The organism is Umezawaea beigongshangensis (genome assembly GCF_016464305.1).
Lineage (GTDB): Bacteria > Actinomycetota > Actinomycetes > Mycobacteriales > Pseudonocardiaceae > Umezawaea_A > Umezawaea_A beigongshangensis.
Genome location: NZ_JAEIOJ010000006.1, coordinates 171,868 through 190,832 on the forward strand (window position 1 = coordinate 171,868; position 18,965 = coordinate 190,832).

Annotated in this window: 21 protein-coding genes; 15 read left to right on the top strand and 6 right to left on the bottom strand. The window is 72.4% G+C overall.

The window, feature by feature from the left end:
* Positions 1 to 4 precede the first annotated feature (4 nt).
* On the top strand, positions 5 to 532 hold the full coding sequence (locus tag IMZ35_RS16870; protein ID WP_199442054.1) for a TlpA disulfide reductase family protein: 528 nt from the start codon (positions 5 to 7) through the stop codon (positions 530 to 532).
* A 173-nt stretch (positions 533 to 705) separates the two neighbouring features.
* Positions 706 to 1,245 (top strand): carboxymuconolactone decarboxylase family protein, encoded by a 540-nt coding sequence (locus IMZ35_RS16875; RefSeq protein WP_199442055.1) that lies wholly within the window; start codon positions 706 to 708, stop codon positions 1,243 to 1,245.
* A 259-nt stretch (positions 1,246 to 1,504) separates the two neighbouring features.
* Here IMZ35_RS16875 and IMZ35_RS16880 read toward each other — a convergent pair whose 3' ends face one another.
* A complete protein-coding gene (locus IMZ35_RS16880) occupies positions 1,505 to 2,902 on the bottom strand; it encodes a KamA family radical SAM protein (RefSeq protein ID WP_199442056.1) in 1,398 nt (465 codons plus the stop codon).
* A 108-nt stretch (positions 2,903 to 3,010) separates the two neighbouring features.
* Here IMZ35_RS16880 and IMZ35_RS16885 point away from each other — a divergent pair, with 108 nt between their 5' ends.
* Positions 3,011 to 3,487 carry an FxsA family protein gene (locus tag IMZ35_RS16885; protein WP_199442057.1) on the top strand — a complete coding sequence of 159 codons (477 nt, stop codon included), beginning with the start codon at positions 3,011 to 3,013 and terminating at the stop codon, positions 3,485 to 3,487.
* A 55-nt stretch (positions 3,488 to 3,542) separates the two neighbouring features.
* Here IMZ35_RS16885 and IMZ35_RS16890 read toward each other — a convergent pair whose 3' ends face one another.
* Positions 3,543 to 3,974, bottom strand: coding sequence for a DUF2000 family protein (locus IMZ35_RS16890; RefSeq protein ID WP_307868252.1), 432 nt, complete (start codon positions 3,972 to 3,974; stop codon positions 3,543 to 3,545).
* A gap of 49 nt (positions 3,975 to 4,023) precedes the next feature.
* Between IMZ35_RS16890 and IMZ35_RS16895 the strand changes: the two genes are divergently transcribed.
* The 6 genes from IMZ35_RS16895 to kal all read left to right on the top strand — a co-directional run bounded on the left by IMZ35_RS16895 (position 4,024) and on the right by kal (position 10,190).
* Positions 4,024 to 4,815, top strand: a complete 792-nt coding sequence (locus IMZ35_RS16895) for an AraC family transcriptional regulator (protein WP_307868254.1) — start codon at positions 4,024 to 4,026, stop codon at positions 4,813 to 4,815.
* A gap of 78 nt (positions 4,816 to 4,893) precedes the next feature.
* A complete protein-coding gene (gene kdd, locus IMZ35_RS16900; protein WP_199442060.1) occupies positions 4,894 to 5,913 on the top strand; it encodes an L-erythro-3,5-diaminohexanoate dehydrogenase in 1,020 nt (339 codons plus the stop codon).
* Positions 5,914 to 5,966: 53 nt separating this feature from the next.
* On the top strand, positions 5,967 to 7,481 hold the full coding sequence (locus tag IMZ35_RS16905; protein WP_199442242.1) for an amidohydrolase: 1,515 nt from the start codon (positions 5,967 to 5,969) through the stop codon (positions 7,479 to 7,481).
* Positions 7,482 to 7,483: 2 nt separating this feature from the next.
* Positions 7,484 to 9,052: a lysine 5,6-aminomutase subunit alpha gene (gene kamD, locus IMZ35_RS16910; RefSeq protein ID WP_199442061.1), complete on the top strand. Its 1,569-nt coding sequence runs from the start codon at positions 7,484 to 7,486 to the stop codon at positions 9,050 to 9,052.
* Complete coding sequence (gene kamE, locus IMZ35_RS31780; RefSeq protein ID WP_307868256.1) at positions 9,049 to 9,798, top strand: lysine 5,6-aminomutase subunit beta; 750 nt, start codon at positions 9,049 to 9,051, stop codon at positions 9,796 to 9,798. Before kamD ends, kamE begins: the two co-directional genes overlap by 4 nt.
* Positions 9,795 to 10,190 (top strand): 3-aminobutyryl-CoA ammonia lyase, encoded by a 396-nt coding sequence (kal, locus tag IMZ35_RS16920; RefSeq protein WP_199442062.1) that lies wholly within the window; start codon positions 9,795 to 9,797, stop codon positions 10,188 to 10,190. The genes kamE and kal overlap by 4 nt, the downstream gene beginning before the upstream one ends.
* 89 nt (positions 10,191 to 10,279) lie before the next feature.
* Here the strand turns inward: kal and IMZ35_RS16925 are convergent, their stop codons facing one another.
* Positions 10,280 to 10,465: a PspC domain-containing protein gene (locus tag IMZ35_RS16925; RefSeq protein ID WP_199442063.1), complete on the bottom strand. Its 186-nt coding sequence runs from the start codon at positions 10,463 to 10,465 to the stop codon at positions 10,280 to 10,282.
* A 134-nt stretch (positions 10,466 to 10,599) separates the two neighbouring features.
* Here IMZ35_RS16925 and IMZ35_RS16930 point away from each other — a divergent pair, with 134 nt between their 5' ends.
* The 3 genes from IMZ35_RS16930 (at position 10,600) to IMZ35_RS16940 (ending at position 13,555) form a co-directional block, all read left to right on the top strand.
* On the top strand, positions 10,600 to 10,968 hold the full coding sequence (locus IMZ35_RS16930; RefSeq protein WP_199442064.1) for a GntR family transcriptional regulator: 369 nt from the start codon (positions 10,600 to 10,602) through the stop codon (positions 10,966 to 10,968).
* Between the two features lie 147 nt (positions 10,969 to 11,115).
* Positions 11,116 to 12,792: an apolipoprotein N-acyltransferase gene (lnt, locus tag IMZ35_RS16935; RefSeq protein ID WP_307868257.1), complete on the top strand. Its 1,677-nt coding sequence runs from the start codon at positions 11,116 to 11,118 to the stop codon at positions 12,790 to 12,792.
* The gene (locus IMZ35_RS16940; protein ID WP_199442065.1) at positions 12,767 to 13,555 is read left to right on the top strand and encodes a polyprenol monophosphomannose synthase; all 789 of its coding nucleotides are present in this window, start codon (positions 12,767 to 12,769) and stop codon (positions 13,553 to 13,555) included. Before lnt ends, IMZ35_RS16940 begins: the two co-directional genes overlap by 26 nt.
* A 208-nt stretch (positions 13,556 to 13,763) precedes the next feature.
* On the opposite strand, the gene IMZ35_RS16945 is transcribed toward IMZ35_RS16940, so the two are convergent.
* Positions 13,764 to 14,108, bottom strand: a complete 345-nt coding sequence (locus IMZ35_RS16945) for an RNA polymerase-binding protein RbpA (protein WP_199442066.1) — start codon at positions 14,106 to 14,108, stop codon at positions 13,764 to 13,766.
* 891 nt (positions 14,109 to 14,999) lie between these two features.
* Here IMZ35_RS16945 and IMZ35_RS16950 point away from each other — a divergent pair.
* Positions 15,000 to 15,494, top strand: a complete 495-nt coding sequence (locus IMZ35_RS16950) for a cellulose binding domain-containing protein (protein ID WP_199442067.1) — start codon at positions 15,000 to 15,002, stop codon at positions 15,492 to 15,494.
* 183 nt (positions 15,495 to 15,677) lie between these two features.
* Here the strand turns inward: IMZ35_RS16950 and IMZ35_RS16955 are convergent, their stop codons facing one another.
* On the bottom strand, positions 15,678 to 16,148 hold the full coding sequence (locus tag IMZ35_RS16955; RefSeq protein WP_199442068.1) for a MarR family winged helix-turn-helix transcriptional regulator: 471 nt from the start codon (positions 16,146 to 16,148) through the stop codon (positions 15,678 to 15,680).
* Between the two features lie 91 nt (positions 16,149 to 16,239).
* Here IMZ35_RS16955 and IMZ35_RS16960 point away from each other — a divergent pair, with 91 nt between their 5' ends.
* Together IMZ35_RS16960 and IMZ35_RS16965 are read left to right on the top strand one after the other, a co-directional pair.
* Positions 16,240 to 17,172, top strand: a complete 933-nt coding sequence (locus IMZ35_RS16960) for an alpha/beta fold hydrolase (RefSeq protein ID WP_199442069.1) — start codon at positions 16,240 to 16,242, stop codon at positions 17,170 to 17,172.
* Between the two features lie 44 nt (positions 17,173 to 17,216).
* Positions 17,217 to 18,497, top strand: a complete 1,281-nt coding sequence (locus IMZ35_RS16965) for a hypothetical protein (RefSeq protein WP_199442070.1) — start codon at positions 17,217 to 17,219, stop codon at positions 18,495 to 18,497.
* Positions 18,498 to 18,531: 34 nt separating this feature from the next.
* On the opposite strand, the gene IMZ35_RS16970 is transcribed toward IMZ35_RS16965, so the two are convergent.
* Positions 18,532 to 18,873 (bottom strand): VOC family protein, encoded by a 342-nt coding sequence (locus IMZ35_RS16970; protein ID WP_199442071.1) that lies wholly within the window; start codon positions 18,871 to 18,873, stop codon positions 18,532 to 18,534.
* Positions 18,874 to 18,965: the final 92 nt, after the last annotated feature.

Consider the following 18,965-nt stretch of genomic DNA (forward strand, 5'->3'; position numbering starts at 1 on the left):
CGTCGTGACCCTGCTCGTGTCCCCGTCGAGCGATGTGCTGTCGCCGGCGATGCCCTGGGAGACGACGGCGTGGTTCAACGGCGACCCGTTGGACCTGGCCCAGCTGCGCGGACGCGTGGTGGTGCTGGAGGCGTTCCAGATGCTGTGCCCCAGCTGCGTGAGCCACGCCCTGCCGCAGGCCGTGCGGCTGTCCAGGACGTTCGGCGACGAGGTGGCCGTCGTCGGTCTGCACACGGTGTTCGAGCACCACGAGGCGATGACCCCGGTGAGCCTCAAGGCGTTCCTGCACGAGTACCGCATCACCTTCCCGGTCGGCGTCGACGCGGTGGGCGGCGAGCACCCGGCCCCGGTCACGTTCAGCCGCTACCGCATGCGGGGCACGCCCACCACGGTCCTCGTCGACCGCGACGGCATGCTGCGCGCCCAGAAGCTCGGCCCCGTCGACGACATGACGCTGGCCTCGGCCGTGACGACGCTGCTCGACGGCGTGGTGCCGCCGTCCGCCTGCACGATCGACGGCACCTGCACCTGATCCGCACGGTCGGGCCGTACCGCTGCTCGCTGCCGCGGGTTTCCCGGCGCGGCACCGCCCGGTACGGCTGCCCGACCCGGTCGCCAGCACGGCACCGCCCGACGCGGAGCCGCTCCCCGCGGCCGGCACCCCAGATCCGACACACCCCATCACCATCGAGGAGCAGAACGACCATGTCCCGCATCGAGCTCACCAGCCCCGACCAGATCACCGACGAGCGCGCCGAGACCCTCGCGCAGATCAAGGGCGCCTTCGGCCTGGTGCCGAACATGTTCAAGGCCGTCGCCCACTCGCCGGCCGCGCTGCGGAGCATGTGGGCCCAGTTCGGCGCGCTCGGCAACGGCGCGCTCGGCGCCAAGACCGGTGAGATGATCGCCGTGGCCGTCGCCGACCAGAACCGGTGCGACTACTGCCTCTCCGCGCACACCGTGCTCGGCAAGAAGGCCGGTGCCACGGCCGAGCAGATGAGCAACGCGCAGAGCGGCAGGTCGGACGACCCGCGCACGGCCGCCGTGCTGACGTTCGCCACCACCCTGGTCGAGAAGCGCGGCCAGATCGCCGACTCCGACGTGCAGGCCGCGCGCGACGCCGGGCTGACCCAGGAGGAGATCGTCGAGACGGTCGCGCACGTCGCGTTGAACGTGTTCACCAACTACATCAACGTGGCGCTCGACGTGCCGGTCGACTTCGCCCGCGTGTCGCTCACCCGTTGAGCCGTCCGGACGAGGAGCCCGGTCGCGGCGGTCGCACGCCACCGCCGCGACCGGGCTCGTCCGCAAGCGCGAGATGCGCAGGAAGCCCTTCCCACCCGCTCTGACCAGGGCCTTCGGTCGTGATCACGTCTGCCGCGACGGGTATGACCCTTGCCGCCGAGCACTGCTGACCGTGTTCGCCGAGGTCCAGGTGGGGAGCCTGTTCACCGGTGGAGGGACGGCGACGCCGCCCGCGCACGGCGGCGCGCTGGTGGCCGGGTCACGCCTGTCCGGCCCAGTGGCGCTGGCCGGCCTCGGGGAGGGTGGAGATCGGGTCGTAGTACGGGTAGCGGCGGTCCAGGGCGTCGGGGTCGGTGAGTTCGATGCCGGTGCGGTAGTTCTTGGTCCAGTAGGACACGCCCAGCTCGCGGTCGTAGTCGGCGAGCTGGTGGACCCAGCGCTTGCCGACGTAGGGGACGTCGCAGACGATGCGCGGGGTGGCGTAGCCGGGCAGGTAGCCCATGATCGCGTGCTGGAGCTCCTGGGCCTCCCACACCGCCACGCGCCAGTGCTCGGCGTTGGGGATCATGTCGCACAGGTAGAAGTAGTAGGGCAGCACGTTGGCCTCGCCCTGTAGCGCGAAGCACAGGTCCAGCAGGTCGTTCTGCGTCGCGTTCACCCCGCGCATCAGCACGCCCTGGTTGCGCACGTCGCGCACGCCCACCTCCAGCGCCGTGCGCGCCGCCTCCGCGACCAGCGGCGTCACCGACTGCACGTGGTTGACGTGGGTGTGGATCGCGAGGTTCACGCCGCGCCTGGCCGCCGTGCGGGCCACCCGCTCCAGACCCTCGACGACCCTCGGCTGGAGCCAGTGCTGCGGCAGGCCGGCGAGGGCCTTGGTCGCCAGGCGCACGTCGCGGACCGTCTCGACGTCGAGCACCCGCATCAGGAACGACTCCAGCTGCGGCCACGGCACGTTCGCCACGTCGCCGCCGGAGACCACCACGTCGCGCACGCCGGGGGTGCGCTTCAGGTAGTCGATCATCCGGTCCTGCCGGTCCACCGGTTTCAGCGCCAGCTTCAGCTTCTGCACCTGGGGCGTGGAGTTGCCGACCAGGTCCATCCTGGTGCAGTGCCCGCAGTACTGGGGGCACGTCGACACCAGCTCGGCCAGCACCTTGGTCGGGTAGCGGTGGGTCAACCCCTCCACGACCCACATCTCCGCCTCGTGCAGCGAGTCCCGCGACGAGTGCGGGTGGCTCGGCCACACCGGGTCGCGGTCGGCGTGCACCGGCAGCATGTAGCGGCGGATCGGGTCGGCGAAGAACGCCTCGGTGAACGCCTCGGGACGCAGATCGGCCGCGGGCACCATCGTGTTGAGCATCTGCGGCGGGACGAGCATCGACATCGTGGCCAGCTGCTCCTGGTCGGCGGCCAGCTCGTCGTAGAACCGCTCGGTCAGCAGGTCGCCCACCAGGGCGCGGAGCTGCTTGACGTTCTTCACGCAGTGCACGCGCTGCCACTGCGGGTCCCGCCACTGCGCCTCGGTCACGTCGCGCCAGCCGGGGAAGCGGCGCCAGTCCGGTTCGACCAGCTCTCCGCGCACGTACTCGTACGGCTGGCGCGTGGCCCGGCCCAGCGTCTCGGTAGCGGGTGTGACCTCGGACAGCACAGTCATCCGTACTCCCTGCCGGTAGGTTGCCCTGAAGATATGCTGCCAGATGGCGACTTGGACGTAAATATTTCGGCGCGGGAGTGTTTCGAGGGGTTCGTCCGTTGTCCGGGCATGGGTGTCTTCGTTGTCCTGGTCGTCGGCATGATCCTGGAGATCGCCGTCCTGGTGTCCGTCGGCCAGTCGATCGGTCTGCTCGCCACGGTCGGCCTGCTGATCCTGGGGGCGGTGGTGGGCTCCGCACTGCTGCGCAGCGAGGGTTCCCGCACGCTCCGGTCCTTCTCCGAAACCGTGCGCAACCGCCGCGAGCCGCACCAGGAGGTCGCCGACGGCGTGCTGATCGTCGCCGCCGGTGTCCTGGTCGCGCTGCCCGGCTTCCTCAGCGACGTCCTCGCGCTGTTCCTGCTCTTCCCGCCCACCCGCCGGTTGGTCAGCCGCCGCATGGCGCGCTCCTCGCAGCGCAACGCCGACGCGCTGCGCCACCGGCAGCGCTTCGGTGCCACGAGCGGTGTCGTCGACGGCGAGGTGGTCGTGCGGCCGACCGAGGTGATCGTCGTCGACCAGCGGCAGCTGCCCGGCTCCCAGCACTGACGCGCGCGGACGGCCCCGCGGCGAGCCGCGGGGCCGTCCGGTGTCGCGCCGCCGGTCAGGGGTGCATGCGAGCGCCCTTGAGGATCTTGTCCACCGCGTTGCGGGGACCGTGCAGGGCCAGCCCGACCAGGGCGAGCTGGTCGCGCGGGACCGCGGCCACGGCCGCGCGGTTGGCCCGGTCGTGACCGGTGCCGAACAGGTCCTCGGTGAACACCGACAGCGCCGTGCCGCGACTCAGAGCGCGGGTGTGCGCGCTGCTGAGGACCTCCTTCGACCCCTCCAGCACCACCACCGGCTGCCCGAACATCGGCAGGTAGGCGGTGCCGTCCGCGTCGGCGTAGTCCTCGCCCAGCAGTTCGGGCTTCGTGCCCGCGATGCCGCTGACCAGGAACGCCGTCACGTTCAACCGCTGCCACGTCTGCAGGTCGTCCCGGATCAGCACGGCGATCTTCGTGTCGAACCTGACCTGCTCGTTCTCGAACTCCACGTCTGTGAGCGTGCCCCGTCCGGCCGCTCGGGTCTTGTACGTTCTTCACGTGGGCCGGCCCGAGATCGCCGCGTGGAAGCCCGACGTCAGCGGCGTCGTGGAGGTCCTGCACGCCCGTTTCACCGACCACGCCTACCCGGCGCACACCCACGACGCGTGGACGCTGCTGCTGGTCGACGACGGCGCGATCACCTACGACCTGGAGCGGCACCACCACGGCGCGCTGCGGCCCGCCGTCACGGTCCTGCCGCCGCACGTGCCGCACGACGGCCGGGCCGCCACGCCGGACGGCTTCCGCAAGCGCGTCGTCTACCTGGACACCTCGGTGCTCGGCGAGGACCTGGTGGGCGCCGCCGTGGACCGGCCCGGCCTGCCCGACCCGGTGCTGCGCCGCCGCGTGCACCAGTTGCACGGCGTGCTGGAGCACGCCGGGGAGGAGCTGGAGGCGGAGAGCCGTCTCGCCCTCGTCGCCGACCGGGTCCGCGCGCACCTGCTGCGCCGGGCGGGTGAACCGCCGCCGCGCGGAGTGCCCGGTCTGGCGGCGCGGCTGCGCGACCTGCTGGACGAGCGGGTGCGCGACGGACTGGCCCTGGACGAGGCGGCGGCGCTGCTGCACGCCCACCCCGCGCACCTGGTGCGCGCGTTCACCGCCGAGTTCGGCATCCCGCCGCACCGCTACCTGACCGGCCGCAGGCTCGACGCGGCCCGTCGCCTCCTGCTGGCCGGGCAGCGCCCCGCCGAGGTCGCCACCGAGGTCGGCTTCTACGACCAGTCCCACCTGACGCGGCACTTCGCCCGGTTGCTGGGCACGAGTCCGGCCCGCTACGCGCGCTCGCGCTGAACAATCAATACTTGCGCCCGTCTCCGGTCGCGCGTGAACATGTTCACGACATCGCCGCGTCGACCGAAGGATTTCCACATGTCCTCTCCGTACGGTCTGCACCGCGTCCTCGCTCCGGCCGGGGTGCTCCCGCAGCAGGCCGAGCGGCTGGACGCGGACCCGCGGCCGCACCGGGACGAGGTCGTCGTCGACGTCGAACGCCTCAACCTCGACGCCGCGTCCTTCCGCCAGCTGCGCGAGCAGCACGGCGAGGGCGCGGCCGTGCGCGAGGCCGTCCTCGCGATCGTGCGGCGGCGCGGCAAGATGCAGAACCCCGTCACCGGCTCCGGCGGAATGCTGCTCGGCACCGTCCGCGAGGTCGGCCCCGAGTCCCCGCTCGGCCTGCGGCCGGGGGACCGGATCGCCACGCTGGTCTCCCTCACCCTCACGCCGCTGCGCATCACCGACGACCTGCGCGACTGGGACGGCCGGGGCGAGCAGGTCCCGTGCACGGGCACGGCCGTCCTCTTCGGACGCTCCGTCGCCGCCGTCCTGCCCGACGACCTGCCGCACGAGCTGGCGCTGTCCGTGCTGGACGTCTGCGGCGCACCCGCCCTCACCGACCGCGTCGTGCGCCGCAGGGCGACTCCCTCGGTGCTCGTGCTCGGCGGCGGGGGCAAGTCCGGCTCGCTGTCGCTGGCCGCCGCCCGCCGTGCCGGAGCGAGCAGGACCGTCGCGCTCGTGCCCACCGAGCGGGAGGCCGCCCGCGTGCGCGCCGCCGGGCTGGCCGACGAGGTCGTGATCGCCGACGCGCGCGACCCGGTCGCCGTCGCCGACGCCGTCGGCGAGCCCGCGGACGTCACGGTCGTCTGCGTGGACGTGCCCGGCTGCGAGCACGGTGCGATCCTCGCCACGTCCGACGGCGGCACGGTGGTCTTCTTCTCCATGGCGACCTCGTTCTCCGCCGCCGCGCTGGGCGCCGAGGGGCTGGCGGCCGACGTGGAGATGCTGGTGGGCAACGGCTACGTGCCCGGTCACGCGGAGTTCGCCCTCGACCTGCTGCGCACCGAACCGGGTGTGCGCGCCCTGTTCGAACACGGGCAGACTGACCGCTCGTGAAGACCGAACTGCTGCTGGGCGGCCGCGTCCACTCCTCCTCAGGTGCCACCGCGATGGCCGTCACCGACGGCGTGGTCGTCTGGGTCGGACAGGACTCCGTCGGCCGGGCGCTGCACCCCGACGCCGAGATCGTCGACCTGCGGGGCGCGTTCGTCGCCCCCGCCTTCGTCGACGCCCACGTGCACGCCACGTCCGCCGGGCTGCTGCTCACCGGCCTCGACCTGACGCGCTGCGCCTCGCTGGGGGAGTGCCTGCGCGCCGTGCGGGAGCACGCCGTGCACGGTGGACTCGTGTGGGGCCACGGCTGGGACGAGACCCGCTGGCCCGAGGGACGACCGCCGTCGCGCGCCGAGGTGGACGAGGCCGCCGGGGGCGTCCCCGTCTACCTGTCGCGCGTCGACGTGCACTCCGCCCTCGTGTCCAGCGCGCTGGTGGACCTCGCGCCGGGCGCGCGCACCGCGGACGGCTGGTCGGAGCAGGGACCGCTCAGCCGGGCCGCGCACCACCACGTGCGCGGGGCGGCCAAGGACTCCGTCACGCCCGAGCGGCGGCGCGCGGCGCAGCGGGCGTTCCTGGACCACGCCGCGAGCCGCGGCGTCGCCTCGGTGCACGAGTGCGCCGGTCCCGACATCTCCGGCGCGGACGACCTGGCCGACCTGCTCGCCCTGACCGGCGGTCCCGAGGTCGTCGCCTACTGGGGCGAGACGGGCGCCGTGGAGACCGCCCGCCGCCTCGGCGCGCGCGGCCTCGCCGGTGACCTGTTCGTGGACGGCGCGCTGGGCTCCCGCACGGCCGCCCTGTGCTCGCCCTACGCCGACGCCGACACCTCCGGCGCGCTCTACCTCGACGCGGAGGCCGTCGCCGCGCACCTGGTGGAGTGCACCGGCGCCGGGTTGCAGGCCGGGTTCCACGTCATCGGCGACGCCGCCGTCACGGCCGTCGTCGAGGGCTTCGCGCTCGCCGAGAAGACCCTCGGCGCACCGGCGCTGGCCTCCGCCAAGCACCGGCTGGAGCACCTGGAGATGGTCTCCGCCGAGCAGGCGGCCCGCCTGGCCGCGTGGGGCGTCGTCGCGTCCGTGCAGCCGCTGTTCGACGCCGAGTGGGGCGGGAGCGCGGGCATGTACGCGCAGCGGCTGGGCGTCGAGCGCGGCACCGCGCTCAACCCGTTCGCCCAGCTCGCCTCGGCCGGTGTGCTGCTCGCTCTGGGCTCCGACGCGCCCGTCACGCCGGTCGACCCGTGGGCCGCCGTGCGCGCCGCCGTGCACCACCGCACCCCCGGCTCCGGGCTGTCGCCGCGCGCCGCCTTCACCGCCCACACCCGCGGCGGCTGGCGCGCGGCCGGGGTGAACGACGGGCTCACCGGCACGCTCCAGCCCGGAGCGCCCGCCACCTACGCCGTGTGGGAGGCCGACGACCTCGTCGTCGCCGCGTCGGACTCGCGCGTGCAGCGCTGGTCCACCGACCCGCGCTCCGGCGTTCCCGGCCTGCCGCCGCTGGAGCCCGACTCGGCACTGCCGACCTGCCTGCGCACGGTCCTGCGCGGGGAGACCGTCTTCTCAAGGGAGTGAGCATGGGGTTGCTCGACCTCGATCCCGCCGTCGTCGCGAGGGCGAGACGGCTGGCGGCGCGCGCGGCCGAACCGGTGGTGTCGATCGCGAAGGCGCACACGACCGTCGCGGTCGAGCGGGCGACCCTGAGACTGGCCGGCATCACCGGCGCCGACTCCACCCACCGCGCGGGGGACGTGCCCTGGGTCAACCGCGTGGTCGACACCGTGCGGGAGCACTGCGGCCTGGAGCACGGCGTGGCGCTGCCCGCGTTCCACGCGCTGCGCGGCGGCGGCTTCGGCTCGCTCACCGAGCTGGCCGAGGCCACCGCCGCGGGACAGGTCCGCTACGTCCTGCCCACCGGCCGGGACCGCGACCGCGCCGAGCGGGCCGCGCGCACCGCCGTGGCGAGGGGCGTGCGGACCGTGGACCGCAACCGCGCCCAGCGCGACCGGCTCGTCGCCAGGCTCGGCGACCCGCCGCAGCGACCGTGGATCTACCTGATCGTCGCCACCGGCGACATCGACGAGGACGTGGTGCAGGCATGCAACGCCGCCCGCGCCGGGGCCGACGTCATCGCCGTGATCCGCTCCACCGGCCAGTCCCTGCTGGACTACGTCCCCGAGGGCGCCACGCACCACGGGTTCGCTGGCACCTACGCCACGCAGGAGAACTTCCGCATCATGCGGGCCGCGCTGGACGGCGTGTCCAAGGAGGTCGGCCGCTACGTGCGGCTGACGAACTACGCCTCCGGGCTGTGCATGCCGGAGATCGCCGTCCTCGGTGGACTCCAGCGGCTCGACATGATGCTCAACGACTCCATGTACGGCATCCTGTTCCGCGACATCAACCCGATCCGCACGTTCGTGGACCAGCGGTTCTCCCGCCAGGTGCACGCCCGCGCCGGCATCATCATCAACACCGGCGAGGACAACTACCTCACCACGGCCGACGCGGTGGACGCCGCGCACACCGTGACCGTGTCGCAGCTGCTCAACGAGCACTTCGCGCACGAGGCAGGACTGCCGGACGCGCTGCTGGGCCTGGGGCACGCCTTCGAGATCAACCCGGCGCTGCCCGACTCGTTCCGGCTGGAGCTGGCGCACGCGCTGCTGGCCCGCGAGCTGTTCCCCGACGCGCCGCTGAAGTGGATGCCGCCGACCAAGCACATGACCGGCGACGTGTTCGGCGGCCACCTGCTCGACGGGTTCTTCAACCTCGCCGGGGTCCTCACCGGACAGAGCATCCTGCTGGTCGGCATGATGACCGAGGCGGTGGTGACACCGCTGCTGGCCGACCGCGACCTGGCGCTGAAGAACGTGCGCTACGTGCTGAACGCGGCCGGTGGACTGGCCGAGGACTTCCGCCCCGCGCCGGACGGCCTGATCGTGAAGCGGGCGCACCAGGTGCTCGGCGAAGCCGTGGACCTGCTGGAGCGCATCGTCGACGACGGGCTGCTCAACGCCATCGCCGACGGCACCTTCGGGCTGATGAAGCGTCCCGCCGACCGCGGCAGGGGCAGCGAGGGCGTGGTGGAGAAGGCCGAGGACTACGTCAACCCGGCCGCGGAGCTGCTGGAGGCCGGAGCGTGAGCGACAAGAGGTACGTGCGCCCCTACGGCGACACCACGGGCGACGGCATGGTCCAGACGTCGTTCACCCTGCCGATCCCGCACGGCCCGCGCGCCGACGGGGCGGCGCAGCAGCTCGCGAACCGGATGGGCATCGACCCGGCGATGGTCGTGCACTCCAGCCCCATCGGCGAGGACTTCACGTTCTTCGTCGTCTACGGCTCGGTGCGCCACCTGGTCGACCTGGACGAGGTGCGCGTCGTGGAGCGGGAGTACCCGCTGCTGTCGCCCGCCGAGGTGAACACGAGCGTGAAGAAGCTCCTGCGCCGGAAGTTCGTCGTCGTCGGCGGGTGCATCGGCACCGACGCGCACACCGTCGGCATCGACGCGATCCTCAACGTCAAGGGCTTCGCGGGGGAGAAGGGCCTGGAGTACTACCGGGAGCTGCGGGTGGTGAACCTGGGCGCCCAGGTCTCCGTGCCCGACCTCGTGCGCAGCGCCCGCGCGGAGAAGGCCGACGCGGTCCTCGTGTCGCAGGTCGTGACCCAGCGGGACGCGCACGTGCTCAACACGCAGGAGATGTCCGCGGCGTTCCGCGAGGCGATGGGCGACCGGCGTCCGCTGCTGGTGGCCGGCGGTCCCCGTTTCGACCCCCTCATGGCCGGGGAACTGGGGGTCGACCGCGTGTTCGGCCGGGGAACGACCCCCGGCGAGGTGGCGAGCTACCTCGTGCACGCGGTCCGGACGAGGAGAGGGGTGGCCGCGTGAGCGGAGCGCTGGTCGAGGGGTTCACCGTGACGCACCGGAGGTACGTGCCGCACTCGCACGCCCACTACGGCGGCTCGCTGGTGGACGGGGCGTACGGGCTGGGCCTGTTCGGCGACGTCGCCACCGAGCTGCTGATCCACACCGACGCCGACGAGGGACTGTTCGCCGGGTACAGCTCGGTGGAGTTCATCGCGCCCGTCCACGCCGGTGACGTGATCGAGGCGACCGCGACCCTGGTGCGGGTGGGCAACCGGTCGCGGGAGATCGCCTTCGAGGCGCGGGTGGTGTGCCGCTCGGCGCCGCTGCGCGGACCGTCGGCGGCCGACGTGCTCGACCCGCCGCTGGTGGTGACCCGCGCCACCGGCACGGTGGTCGCCCCGAACCCGGCCTGAACACGGCGGCGCCGCGTCACGGCCCTCCCGCGGTGCGGGGCCGTGACGCGGTGGCGCGGCAGCCCCCGCGCCTCTCCCCCCCCGGACGGTCAGCGGGACGGCATCATCACCCACAGGACGAGGTAGGCCACGAACTGGGGACCGGGCAGCAGGCAGGACAGCACGAACAGCAGCCGCACCGTGCCGGGACGCATTCCCCAGCGCTCGGCGAGTCCGGCGCACACACCGGCGATCCTGCGGTTGTGGCGGGGCCTGCTCAGCGTCGAGTTCGTCATCGTCATACCTCCACTCTCCGCGTTCCGGTGAGTGCTCGCATCCGGGACGTCCCCGACCTGCACCCCGAGATCGGCGCCGCCGCCTCGGGGCCACCGGGCGCGGGGAGTGCCCCCCGTCTGCGAGGATCGTCCGCGTGATCACCCTGGACGCCGACTCGCCGGTGCCGCCGTACGAGCAGGTGCGCGCGCAGTTCGCCCGGAGGATCGTCGATCGCGAACTCGCCGCGGGCACCCGCCTGCCCACCGTCCGCGCGCTGGCCGCCGACCTCGGCATCGCGGTGAACACCGTCGCCAGGGCCTACCGCGAGCTGGAGGAGGCCGGCCTGGTCGAGACCCGCGGTCGCGCGGGCACGGTCGTCAGCGCGGCGGGGGAGCGGAGCAGGGAGCGGGTGCTGAGCGCCGCGCGCTCCTACGCCGCGACCGCCGCGGAGCTGGGCATGCCCGCAGGAGAGGCGCTGGAGATCGTGCGCGCCGCGCTCGGCCTCGCGGACCCGCGGGCCTGATCGGCGGAAGGACGAGCTGAGCGGACAGCTCCGGACCGCTGCCCCGCACCTCGCAAACCACTACAGCTTCAGTGTTGACCGAAGCCAGTTCCCGTTCGCCGACCGGCTCGATGCGGCCACCTCACGTCCGACTCGTACGCTCATCGAGTGGTCGCAACTCCCGTGGCACCGGAACAACCGGTCGCCGACACCCCGCCCGCACCCCGTCACCGCGACGTGCGCGGCCTCCTGCTGCGCTCGGTGCTCGCCGCCGGCGGCGGTGTCCTCGTCTACCTGAGCTTCCCGCCGCGCACCGCCTGGTGGCTCGCGCCCCTCGGCTTCGCGCTGCTCGGGTGGGTGTTGCACCACCGTCGCGCCCGCGCCGGGTTCGGCTACGGCCTGCTGTTCGGGCTCGGGTTCACGGTGCCGCTGCTGCGCTGGACCGGCGAGTTCGTCGGGCTGATCGCGTGGCTGCCGCTCGCCCTCGCGTGCGCCCTGCTCGTCTCGCTGGGCACGACGGGCATGGCCGTGGTGTCGCGGCTGCGCGGCGCACCGCTGTGGATGGCGCTGCTGTGGGTGGCGGACGAGGCGCTGCGCGGGGTGTTCCCGTTCGGCGGGTTCCCGTGGGGGTCGCTCGCGTTCGGCCAGCCGGAGGGCTGGTACCTGCCGCTCGCCGCGCTCGGCGGAGCTCCGCTGGTGGGCTTCGCGGTGGCGCTGACGGGCTTCGGGCTGGCCGCCGTCGCACGCGGTCCGCACCGCCGTCCGCACCTGCTCGCGGTGGCCTCCGGCGCGGTGGCCGCGGTGCTGCCGCTGGTCGCCGGGCTGGCGGCGAGCGGCCTGGTGCACACCGCGCCCACGGACGGCACGGTCGTCGTGGCGGCGATCCAGGGCAACGTGCCCCGCGCGGGCCTGGACTTCAACGCGCAGCGGCGAGCCGTCCTCGACAACCACGTGAACCGGACGCTGGAGCTGGCGGCCGACGTGGCGGCGGGGCGCGAGCCGCAGCCGGACCTGGTGATCTGGCCGGAGAACTCCTCGGACATCGACCCCTACCGCAACCAGGACGCCTCGGAGCGCATCGACGTGGCGGCGCGGGCGATCGGCGTGCCGATCGCGGTGGGCGCCGTGCTGGTCGGCGAGGACGGGCTGCCGCGCAACACGGTGCTGCTGTGGGATCCGCAGCGGGGACCGGTCGACGAGTACACCAAGCGCCAGCTCCAGCCCTTCGGCGAGACGATGCCGTACCGGGAGTTCTTCCGGACGTTCAGCCCGCAGGTGGACCGGGCGAACGACTTCCAGCCGGGCAGCGACCCGGAGGGCTTCCAGATGGGAGCGGCGAAGGTCGCGATCGACACGTGCTACGAGGTGGCGTTCGACGACGTGGTGCGCGACAGCGTGCTGGCGGGCGCGGATCTGATCGCGATTCCGACGAACAACGCCACGTTCGGCTACACGGAGATGACCTACCAGCAGCTGGCGATGTCGCGGTTGCGGGCGGTGGAGCACGGCAAGGCGGTGGTCGTGGCGGCCACGAGCGGGGTCAGCGCGATCGTGGGGCCGGACGGGTCGGTCGTCCGCAGGACTGAGATGTTCACCCCTGATGCGCTGGTCGCGACCCTTCCGCTGCGCGGGGAGACTACGCTGGCCACTCGCCTCGGACCATGGCCCGACCGGGTGATGACCGCGGCGGGAGTTCTGGCGCTCGTGTTCGCAGCGGGCGCGGGTCTGCGTCGCAGGCGCGTCAGAACGGCAGAAGAGACCGGTACGACGAGGATCGCGTCCGGCGCCCGAGCGAGGGCGGTCGGCGAGGAGGACACGGATGACGGACCAGCAGGCGCAGCCTGACCGCGAGCTCGGGCCGGTGCTGGTGGTGATCCCGACCTACAACGAGCGGGACAACATCGGGACGATCGTGAAGCGGCTGCACGTCGCGCTGCCCGACGTCCACGCCCTCGTGGTGGACGACGGGAGCCCGGACGGCACCGGCGACGTGGCGGACGAGATGGCCGCCGCCGACGAGCGGGTGCACGTGATGCACCGCACGGAGAAGGCGGGGCTGGGCGCGGCGTACGTCGCGGGCTTCGGCTGGGCGCTGGAGCGCGGCTACGGCGTGGTCGTGGAGATGGACGCGGACGGGTCGCACGCGCCGGAGGACCTGCCGCGGATGCTGGACGCGCTGAACGACGCGGAGCTGGTGCTCGGCTCGCGGTACGTGCCCGGTGGCAGCGTGGTGAACTGGCCGGTGCACCGCCAGCTCATCTCGCGCGTGGGCAACCTGTACTCGCGGCTGGCGCTGGGAGCGCGGGAGAAGGACATCACCGGCGGGTTCCGGGCCTTCCGCGCCGACGTGCTGCGCGAGCTGAACCTGCACACGGTGGCGTCGCAGGGCTACTGCTTCCAGATCGACCTGGCGTGGCGCGTGATCGAGCTGGGCCACCGGGTGGTGGAGGTGCCGATCACGTTCACGGAGCGGGAGATCGGTCAGTCGAAGATGAGCGGGAACATCGTGCGCGAGGCGCTGTGGCGCGTCACCAAGTGGGGTGCCCGGCGACGGCTGACGCAGTTGCGCGATCTGGTGTCGAAGCCGAAGACGACCGTCGGGTCCTGACGGGGGTCGTGCGGCCGGGGCCGTCGCGGTGACGGGAGACCGTCATGGCGACGGCCCCGCTGCCGTTCGTGCCCGCTGCCGTTCGTGCCCGCTGCCGTTCGTGCCCGCTGCCGTTCGTGCCCGGCGGCGGTGAACCGGACGGTCGCGCACGACGCGAGACCGCCCGCCCGGTGGCGTCCGGGCGGGCGGTCTCGTGCGTTCGGTGCGCTCAGGCGGTGCGTGTGCGCCGTCCCCGCAGTACTTCGAGGCGCTCGTCGAGGAGTTCTTCGAGCTCCGGGATGGAGCGGCGTTCGAGGAGCATGTCCCAGTGCGTGCGCGGCGGCTTGGCCTTCTTGGCCTCCGGCTCGACACCGTCGATGATCTTCGACTCGGCACCGTGCAGACGGCACTCCCAGGTGGGGGGCACCTCGGCGTCGTCGGAGAAGGGGACCTCGAAGTCGTGCCCCTTGGGGCAGGCGTACCGCACCGACCGGCGCGGGGCGAGATCGTGATTGCGGTCGGTCTCGTAGCTGACTGCTCCGAGCCGGCTCCCACGTAGAACGCGGTCGGCCATGGCGGTGTCCTTTCGCTCGGCTCAGGGCCGGGGCCCAGGCTTCGTGCTCACCGTGTGCAACGCCCGGATTGCTCCGTTCGTTCCCGGCATACTGTCATGATTGCCCACAGTGACGACGTTCACGTGTCAACGAAGGCTTCCTACTAAGGGATGCAATCGCCGAGCGATCGTGACGCGTTATCAAGCTACCGTGCGCCCTTGTCACTCTAACGGTCTAGTCGAGCGTGGTGCCTGTGGGTCTTCTGTACCCGACTTGACCACTTTGGGCTACATCGTCCGGGTGCTCGATTAATCCAAAGTGACGCCGGCATCCGTGGTGGTTGCGGACAGTGATAGCTGTGTCCTGCGCCGCACTGATACTCAGCGTGGTCGTTGGAGTCCGATCTCCGGTGGGAACGCGACGGCGGGTGATCGGGGGGTCCGCCGTTCGTCTGGTTGATCGTGGTGCACACGGTGTCGCTCCAGCTGGGGATACCCCTTCACGAGGTGTTCAAGGCATCGGTGCGCACCACGTTCGGGCTATTTCGAGCCTCGTCCGTGGTCGAACCGCGCCCCCGCTGCACCACCTCGGAGATCGGATGCGCGGACCTCGCGCAAGGTGGTGACCGGGTGAAGCACACGATGAGATGAACAACTGGGTGATGACCTGGAGGTGACCACCGGACCGGTGACGTTCACCGTCCACGGTGTGGAGCGCCGCTCCGCGCGAGGACGCTCACCGCGACCCGGTGGTCCCGTGAGCCGCCCGGCGACCCGATCACGGCCGGTCCCTCCGGCGGTGACGGAGTTCCGGCACGACGCGCCGGAGGCCCGCGGGGACTGAACCGCCCGCCTCGCCGCTCCGTATCCAGGACGTGACCGCCGTACCGGTCGTCCACGAGGAGCGCCTCCATGAGCCAACCGCTAGCGCAGCTCGCCTTCAAGGTCTCCCTGGTGCTGGCGGTCGTCGGCGTCGCGGGCGCGGTCGTCGCCGCCGTCGTGGGGTGGGTGCTGCTGGCCGTGCTGCCCCGGCAGGAGGCGCGTGCCGATCCCCCGCCCACGCTCGTCGGGACGACACCCCTGGTGACGCCCCCTCCGGTGGGGCCGTCCACGTGCACCGCGGAACTGGCCGTGCACCAGCGGTGGGACGACGGCTTCATCGCCACGATCGTCGTGACCAACGCGGGGGAGCGGCCGGTGAGGGGGTGGAGCGTGGAGTGGACCTTCTCCGACGAGCAGGAGGTGCGCAACTCCTGGAACGCCCAGATCACGCAGAACGGCCGGACCGTGCACGCCGAGAACGTCGAGCACAACCGCACGATCGCCGCTGCGGGCACCACGAGCTTCGGTCTCCAGGGCAGCGGTGTCCCGCCGCGCGACGCCCGACTGGTCTGCCGGACCGGGTAGCCGGGCCCGGACCCCGCACCCCGGCCGTGCCGGCGTGTGGTGCTCGGCCGACGGCACGCATCGCGGCGGGGCACCCGTGCGCGCGCACCGGCATCGCGCTGGCCGGGATCAGCGGGGCGCTGGAGGACTTCCCCGGGACCAGTGCCCGCCTCGCGCGAGCCCTGGCACTGCTGGCCCGGGTCGTCAGCTCTCCCGGTCGAACCGCGCGAGGTCGTCGGCGCTGAAGGACCGGCGCTGCACGAGCGCGGTCAGGTGCGCCTGGAGCGCGTCCAGCTCCGGGGCGCCCACCTGCGCCGCCCAGCGGTCGCGCACCTCGTCGAAGAGCGCGCCGCCCACCGTCATCAGCTCGTGGCCGCGGGGTGTCACCCGCACCCGCTTGCGGCGCGCGTCCTCGGGGTCGGTCTCCCGGCTCACGTAGCCGAGCTGCTCCAGGACGGCGAGCGTCTGCGCCGCGGCCTGCTTGGTGACCGACAGCCGGCGGCCCAGCTCCGAGGCGGTGTCCGCTCCCGCGTCGACGGCGCGGAGGGCGAACTCGTGGACCGGGCGGACACCGGCGTGTCCGCGACGCGCCAGTTCGAGCTGCACGTCGTCCACCATCGTGTGGAAGCCGCCGAGCAGGAGCACGGCGAGCTCGGCACCGCGGGATCGCGCCATGGCCGGATCGTAGGCGACCAGTGATTGGACAAGTAGCTTGTCTACCTCTACAATTCGACAAGTAGCTTGTCCACCTGTGCGAGGAGATGTCGTGCACGTCGAACCCCGCGGTGCCACCGTTCCCGGTATCGAGCACCACCTGATCAGCCTGAACGGCACCGAACTGCACTGCGTCACCGCCGGGACCACCGGTTCGCCCGTCCTGCTGGTGCACGGCTTTCCCGAGACCTGGTGGGTCTTCCACCGGCTGATCCCGCTGCTGAGCCCGCACCACCGCGTGATCGCGGTCGACCTCCGCGGCTTCGGCGACTCCGCCACCGCGGAGGAGGACCACGACAGCGCGACCGCGGCGGCCGACCTCGGCGAGCTGATCGCCCGGCTGGACCTCGGCCCCGTGCACCTGACCGGACAGGACGTCAGCGGTCCCACCGCGTTCCGCGTCGCGGCCGAGCACCCCGGACTCGTCGCCAGCTTCACGGCGATCGAGACCGGTCTTCCCGGGTTCGGCGTGGAGGTGCTGGGCGACGTCACCCGCGGCGGCGCGTGGCACATCGGCGTCCTCGCCGCGCCCGGCGTGCCGGAGATGCTGCTCACCGGACGGGAGCGGGAGTTCGTCGCCGAGTACGCGATCCCCTCCCTCTGCGCGACGCCCGGCGCGTTCACCGACGAGGACGTGGACGAGATCGTCCGCTCCTACCGGCGACCGGGCGCCTTTCGAGGCGCGGCGGGGCTGTACCGGTCGATGCTCCGCGACGGAGCCGACGTCCGCGCCCTGGCGGCCCGCCCGCTCGACGTGCCCGTGCTCGCCGTCGGAGGCGGCTCGGGGGAGTTCACCGCGAGCGCGCTGCGACAGGTCGCCGCGGACGTGAGCACCGCGACGTTCGACGGCATCGGGCACTACGTGGCGGTGGAGGCGCCCGACCGGCTCGCCGCCGCGCTCCTGTCCTTCTACCGCGAGATCGACACGGCGCACGAGCGGAACGCGCTTCCCCGGTGTCAGCCGGACGTCAGGCGTCCTCACTAGCGTCGGCTGGCCGGACCCGCTCCGGCTCGAACACGAGGAGACGCATGAGGAAGAAGAACGCCGTGCCCCGGCTCGCGCTGTGCGGCCTGCTGGCCGCGTCCCTGCTGAGCGTGGTCACCTCCGGCACCGCGGCGGCGGCCACCGCGCCGTCGCTGACGGACTTCCGCCTGGTGCCGACCAACGCCGACCAGGGCGTCGTCACCGCCGAGCTCGACGCGCAGCTGCCCAAGCTGGGAGTGCAGAACATCCTGCTCCAGGCGAACAGGGACGACGCGCCCAAGGGCTCGGAGTGCGACTCGGTCGCACTGGACACCAGCGAGCTCGCGGTGGAGGACAAGTACTGCTTCAACAGCGGTGACGTCGCCACCGAGGAGTGGGTGCCGCAGGGCATCACCACGGTCGCCGACGCTCAGGCGGACCAGTTCTGGGGCGAGAAGCAGGCCATTCTCGTGAGCTGGTACAACAAGGGCAGCTCGCCCGCCAAGGGCGTCCGGGTGTCCTTCTTGGACACCGACACGGGAAACTACCAGCACGTCCTGCTGGTCTACCCCTACACCAACGCGTCCGGCAACCCGTCCTACGAGGCGGTGACCGCGCCGCAGGCCGGTGACGGCGCCAGCGTGCACGCTGGCGGCATCGTCTGGTACGGCAACTACCTCTACATGGCCGACACCAACCGGGGCATCCGGGTGTTCGACATGCGCTACATCTTCGACATCAAGTCCGCGTCCAACGGCGACGTGGACACGTCCGGCAAGGTGGGCAGGCACGACGGCACGTACTACAGCTACGGCTACCGCTACGTGATGCCCCAGGTCCACGGCTGGACGAACCCCGGTGGCCTGGCGACGTTCCCGCCGGACTACAAGTGCAACGCCTCCGGACCGCAGAAGTTCTCCTACATCTCCCTGGACCGCAGCCGCGAGCCGGACGCCCTCATCTCCGGTGAGTACTGCGCGAACCAGAACGACACGAATCTCAACGGGCGGGTGGCGCGGTGGCCGCTCAACTCGGAAGTGGGCACTCCGGACACCGACGGCCTCGGTTTCTGGCAGGCGTCGGACGCGCACCGGCTGCCCAAACCGAGGGTGCAGGGCGCGGTGTCGACAGACGGCCGCTGGTACCTCAACAGCACGGGCAACGGCGATTCCGGGCCGGGCTACCTGCAAGCGGCGGTGGGCAACGGGGTCCTGACCGTGGACGGCTGGCAGTACGCCGTGGCGATCGGGGTCGAGGACCTGTCCTACTGGCCGGGGCGCGAGCAGTTGTGGACCGTCACCGAGCACAAGGGGAAGCGGATCGTCTACTGCACGGCCCGCCCCTGACGCGAGCCCGCTCCGGGCTGGACCGCGGTCCAGCTCAGAGCGGGGCTCCGCCGAACCCGATCTCGTTGCCCTCCGGGTCGACGTGGGTGGTCTTGCGCACGCCGTTGGAGTACGTCTCCCGCTTCGCGGGCTCCACGCCCCGCTCGGCCGCCCCGGCCACGCGGGCGTCCAGGTCGTCGACGAAGACCGTGTGCAGGGCGTGCCCGGCGTGCTCGGGACGCAGTTCGACGAAGACGTACCGGTGCTCGGCGAGCTCCCACACCGCCTCCGTGTCGTTGGGCACGAACGTCGGAGGGGAGCCCAGCAGCTTCTCGTACCAGGTCAGCGCCGCGGGGTGGTCGCTGACGGGTGTTCCCGCGAACAGGTCGACGGCCACGGCCGCCACTCCAGCGGGACCGTCCGACGACCCCGCGGTGCTCGAACGCTCCACTCGCGGTGCCCGAACGCTCCACTCGCGGTGCCCGAACG

Excerpts from the sequence above, each read along its gene's own strand:
- IMZ35_RS16875 (WP_199442055.1), top strand. The coding sequence starts at position 706 with ATGTCCCGCATCGAGCTCACCAGCCCCGACCAGATCACCGACGAGCGC.
- IMZ35_RS16880 (WP_199442056.1), bottom strand. The coding sequence starts at position 2,902 with ATGACTGTGCTGTCCGAGGTCACACCCGCTACCGAGACGCTGGGCCGG.
- IMZ35_RS16885 (WP_199442057.1), top strand. The coding sequence starts at position 3,011 with ATGGGTGTCTTCGTTGTCCTGGTCGTCGGCATGATCCTGGAGATCGCC.
- kdd (WP_199442060.1), top strand. The coding sequence starts at position 4,894 with ATGTCCTCTCCGTACGGTCTGCACCGCGTCCTCGCTCCGGCCGGGGTG.
- IMZ35_RS16905 (WP_199442242.1), top strand. The coding sequence starts at position 5,967 with ATGGCCGTCACCGACGGCGTGGTCGTCTGGGTCGGACAGGACTCCGTC.
- kamD (WP_199442061.1), top strand. The coding sequence starts at position 7,484 with ATGGGGTTGCTCGACCTCGATCCCGCCGTCGTCGCGAGGGCGAGACGG.
- IMZ35_RS16925 (WP_199442063.1), bottom strand. The coding sequence starts at position 10,465 with ATGACGAACTCGACGCTGAGCAGGCCCCGCCACAACCGCAGGATCGCC.
- IMZ35_RS16940 (WP_199442065.1), top strand. The coding sequence starts at position 12,767 with ATGACGGACCAGCAGGCGCAGCCTGACCGCGAGCTCGGGCCGGTGCTG.
- IMZ35_RS16945 (WP_199442066.1), bottom strand. The coding sequence starts at position 14,108 with ATGGCCGACCGCGTTCTACGTGGGAGCCGGCTCGGAGCAGTCAGCTAC.
- IMZ35_RS16950 (WP_199442067.1), top strand. The coding sequence starts at position 15,000 with ATGAGCCAACCGCTAGCGCAGCTCGCCTTCAAGGTCTCCCTGGTGCTG.
- IMZ35_RS16955 (WP_199442068.1), bottom strand. The coding sequence starts at position 16,148 with ATGGCGCGATCCCGCGGTGCCGAGCTCGCCGTGCTCCTGCTCGGCGGC.
- IMZ35_RS16965 (WP_199442070.1), top strand. The coding sequence starts at position 17,217 with ATGAGGAAGAAGAACGCCGTGCCCCGGCTCGCGCTGTGCGGCCTGCTG.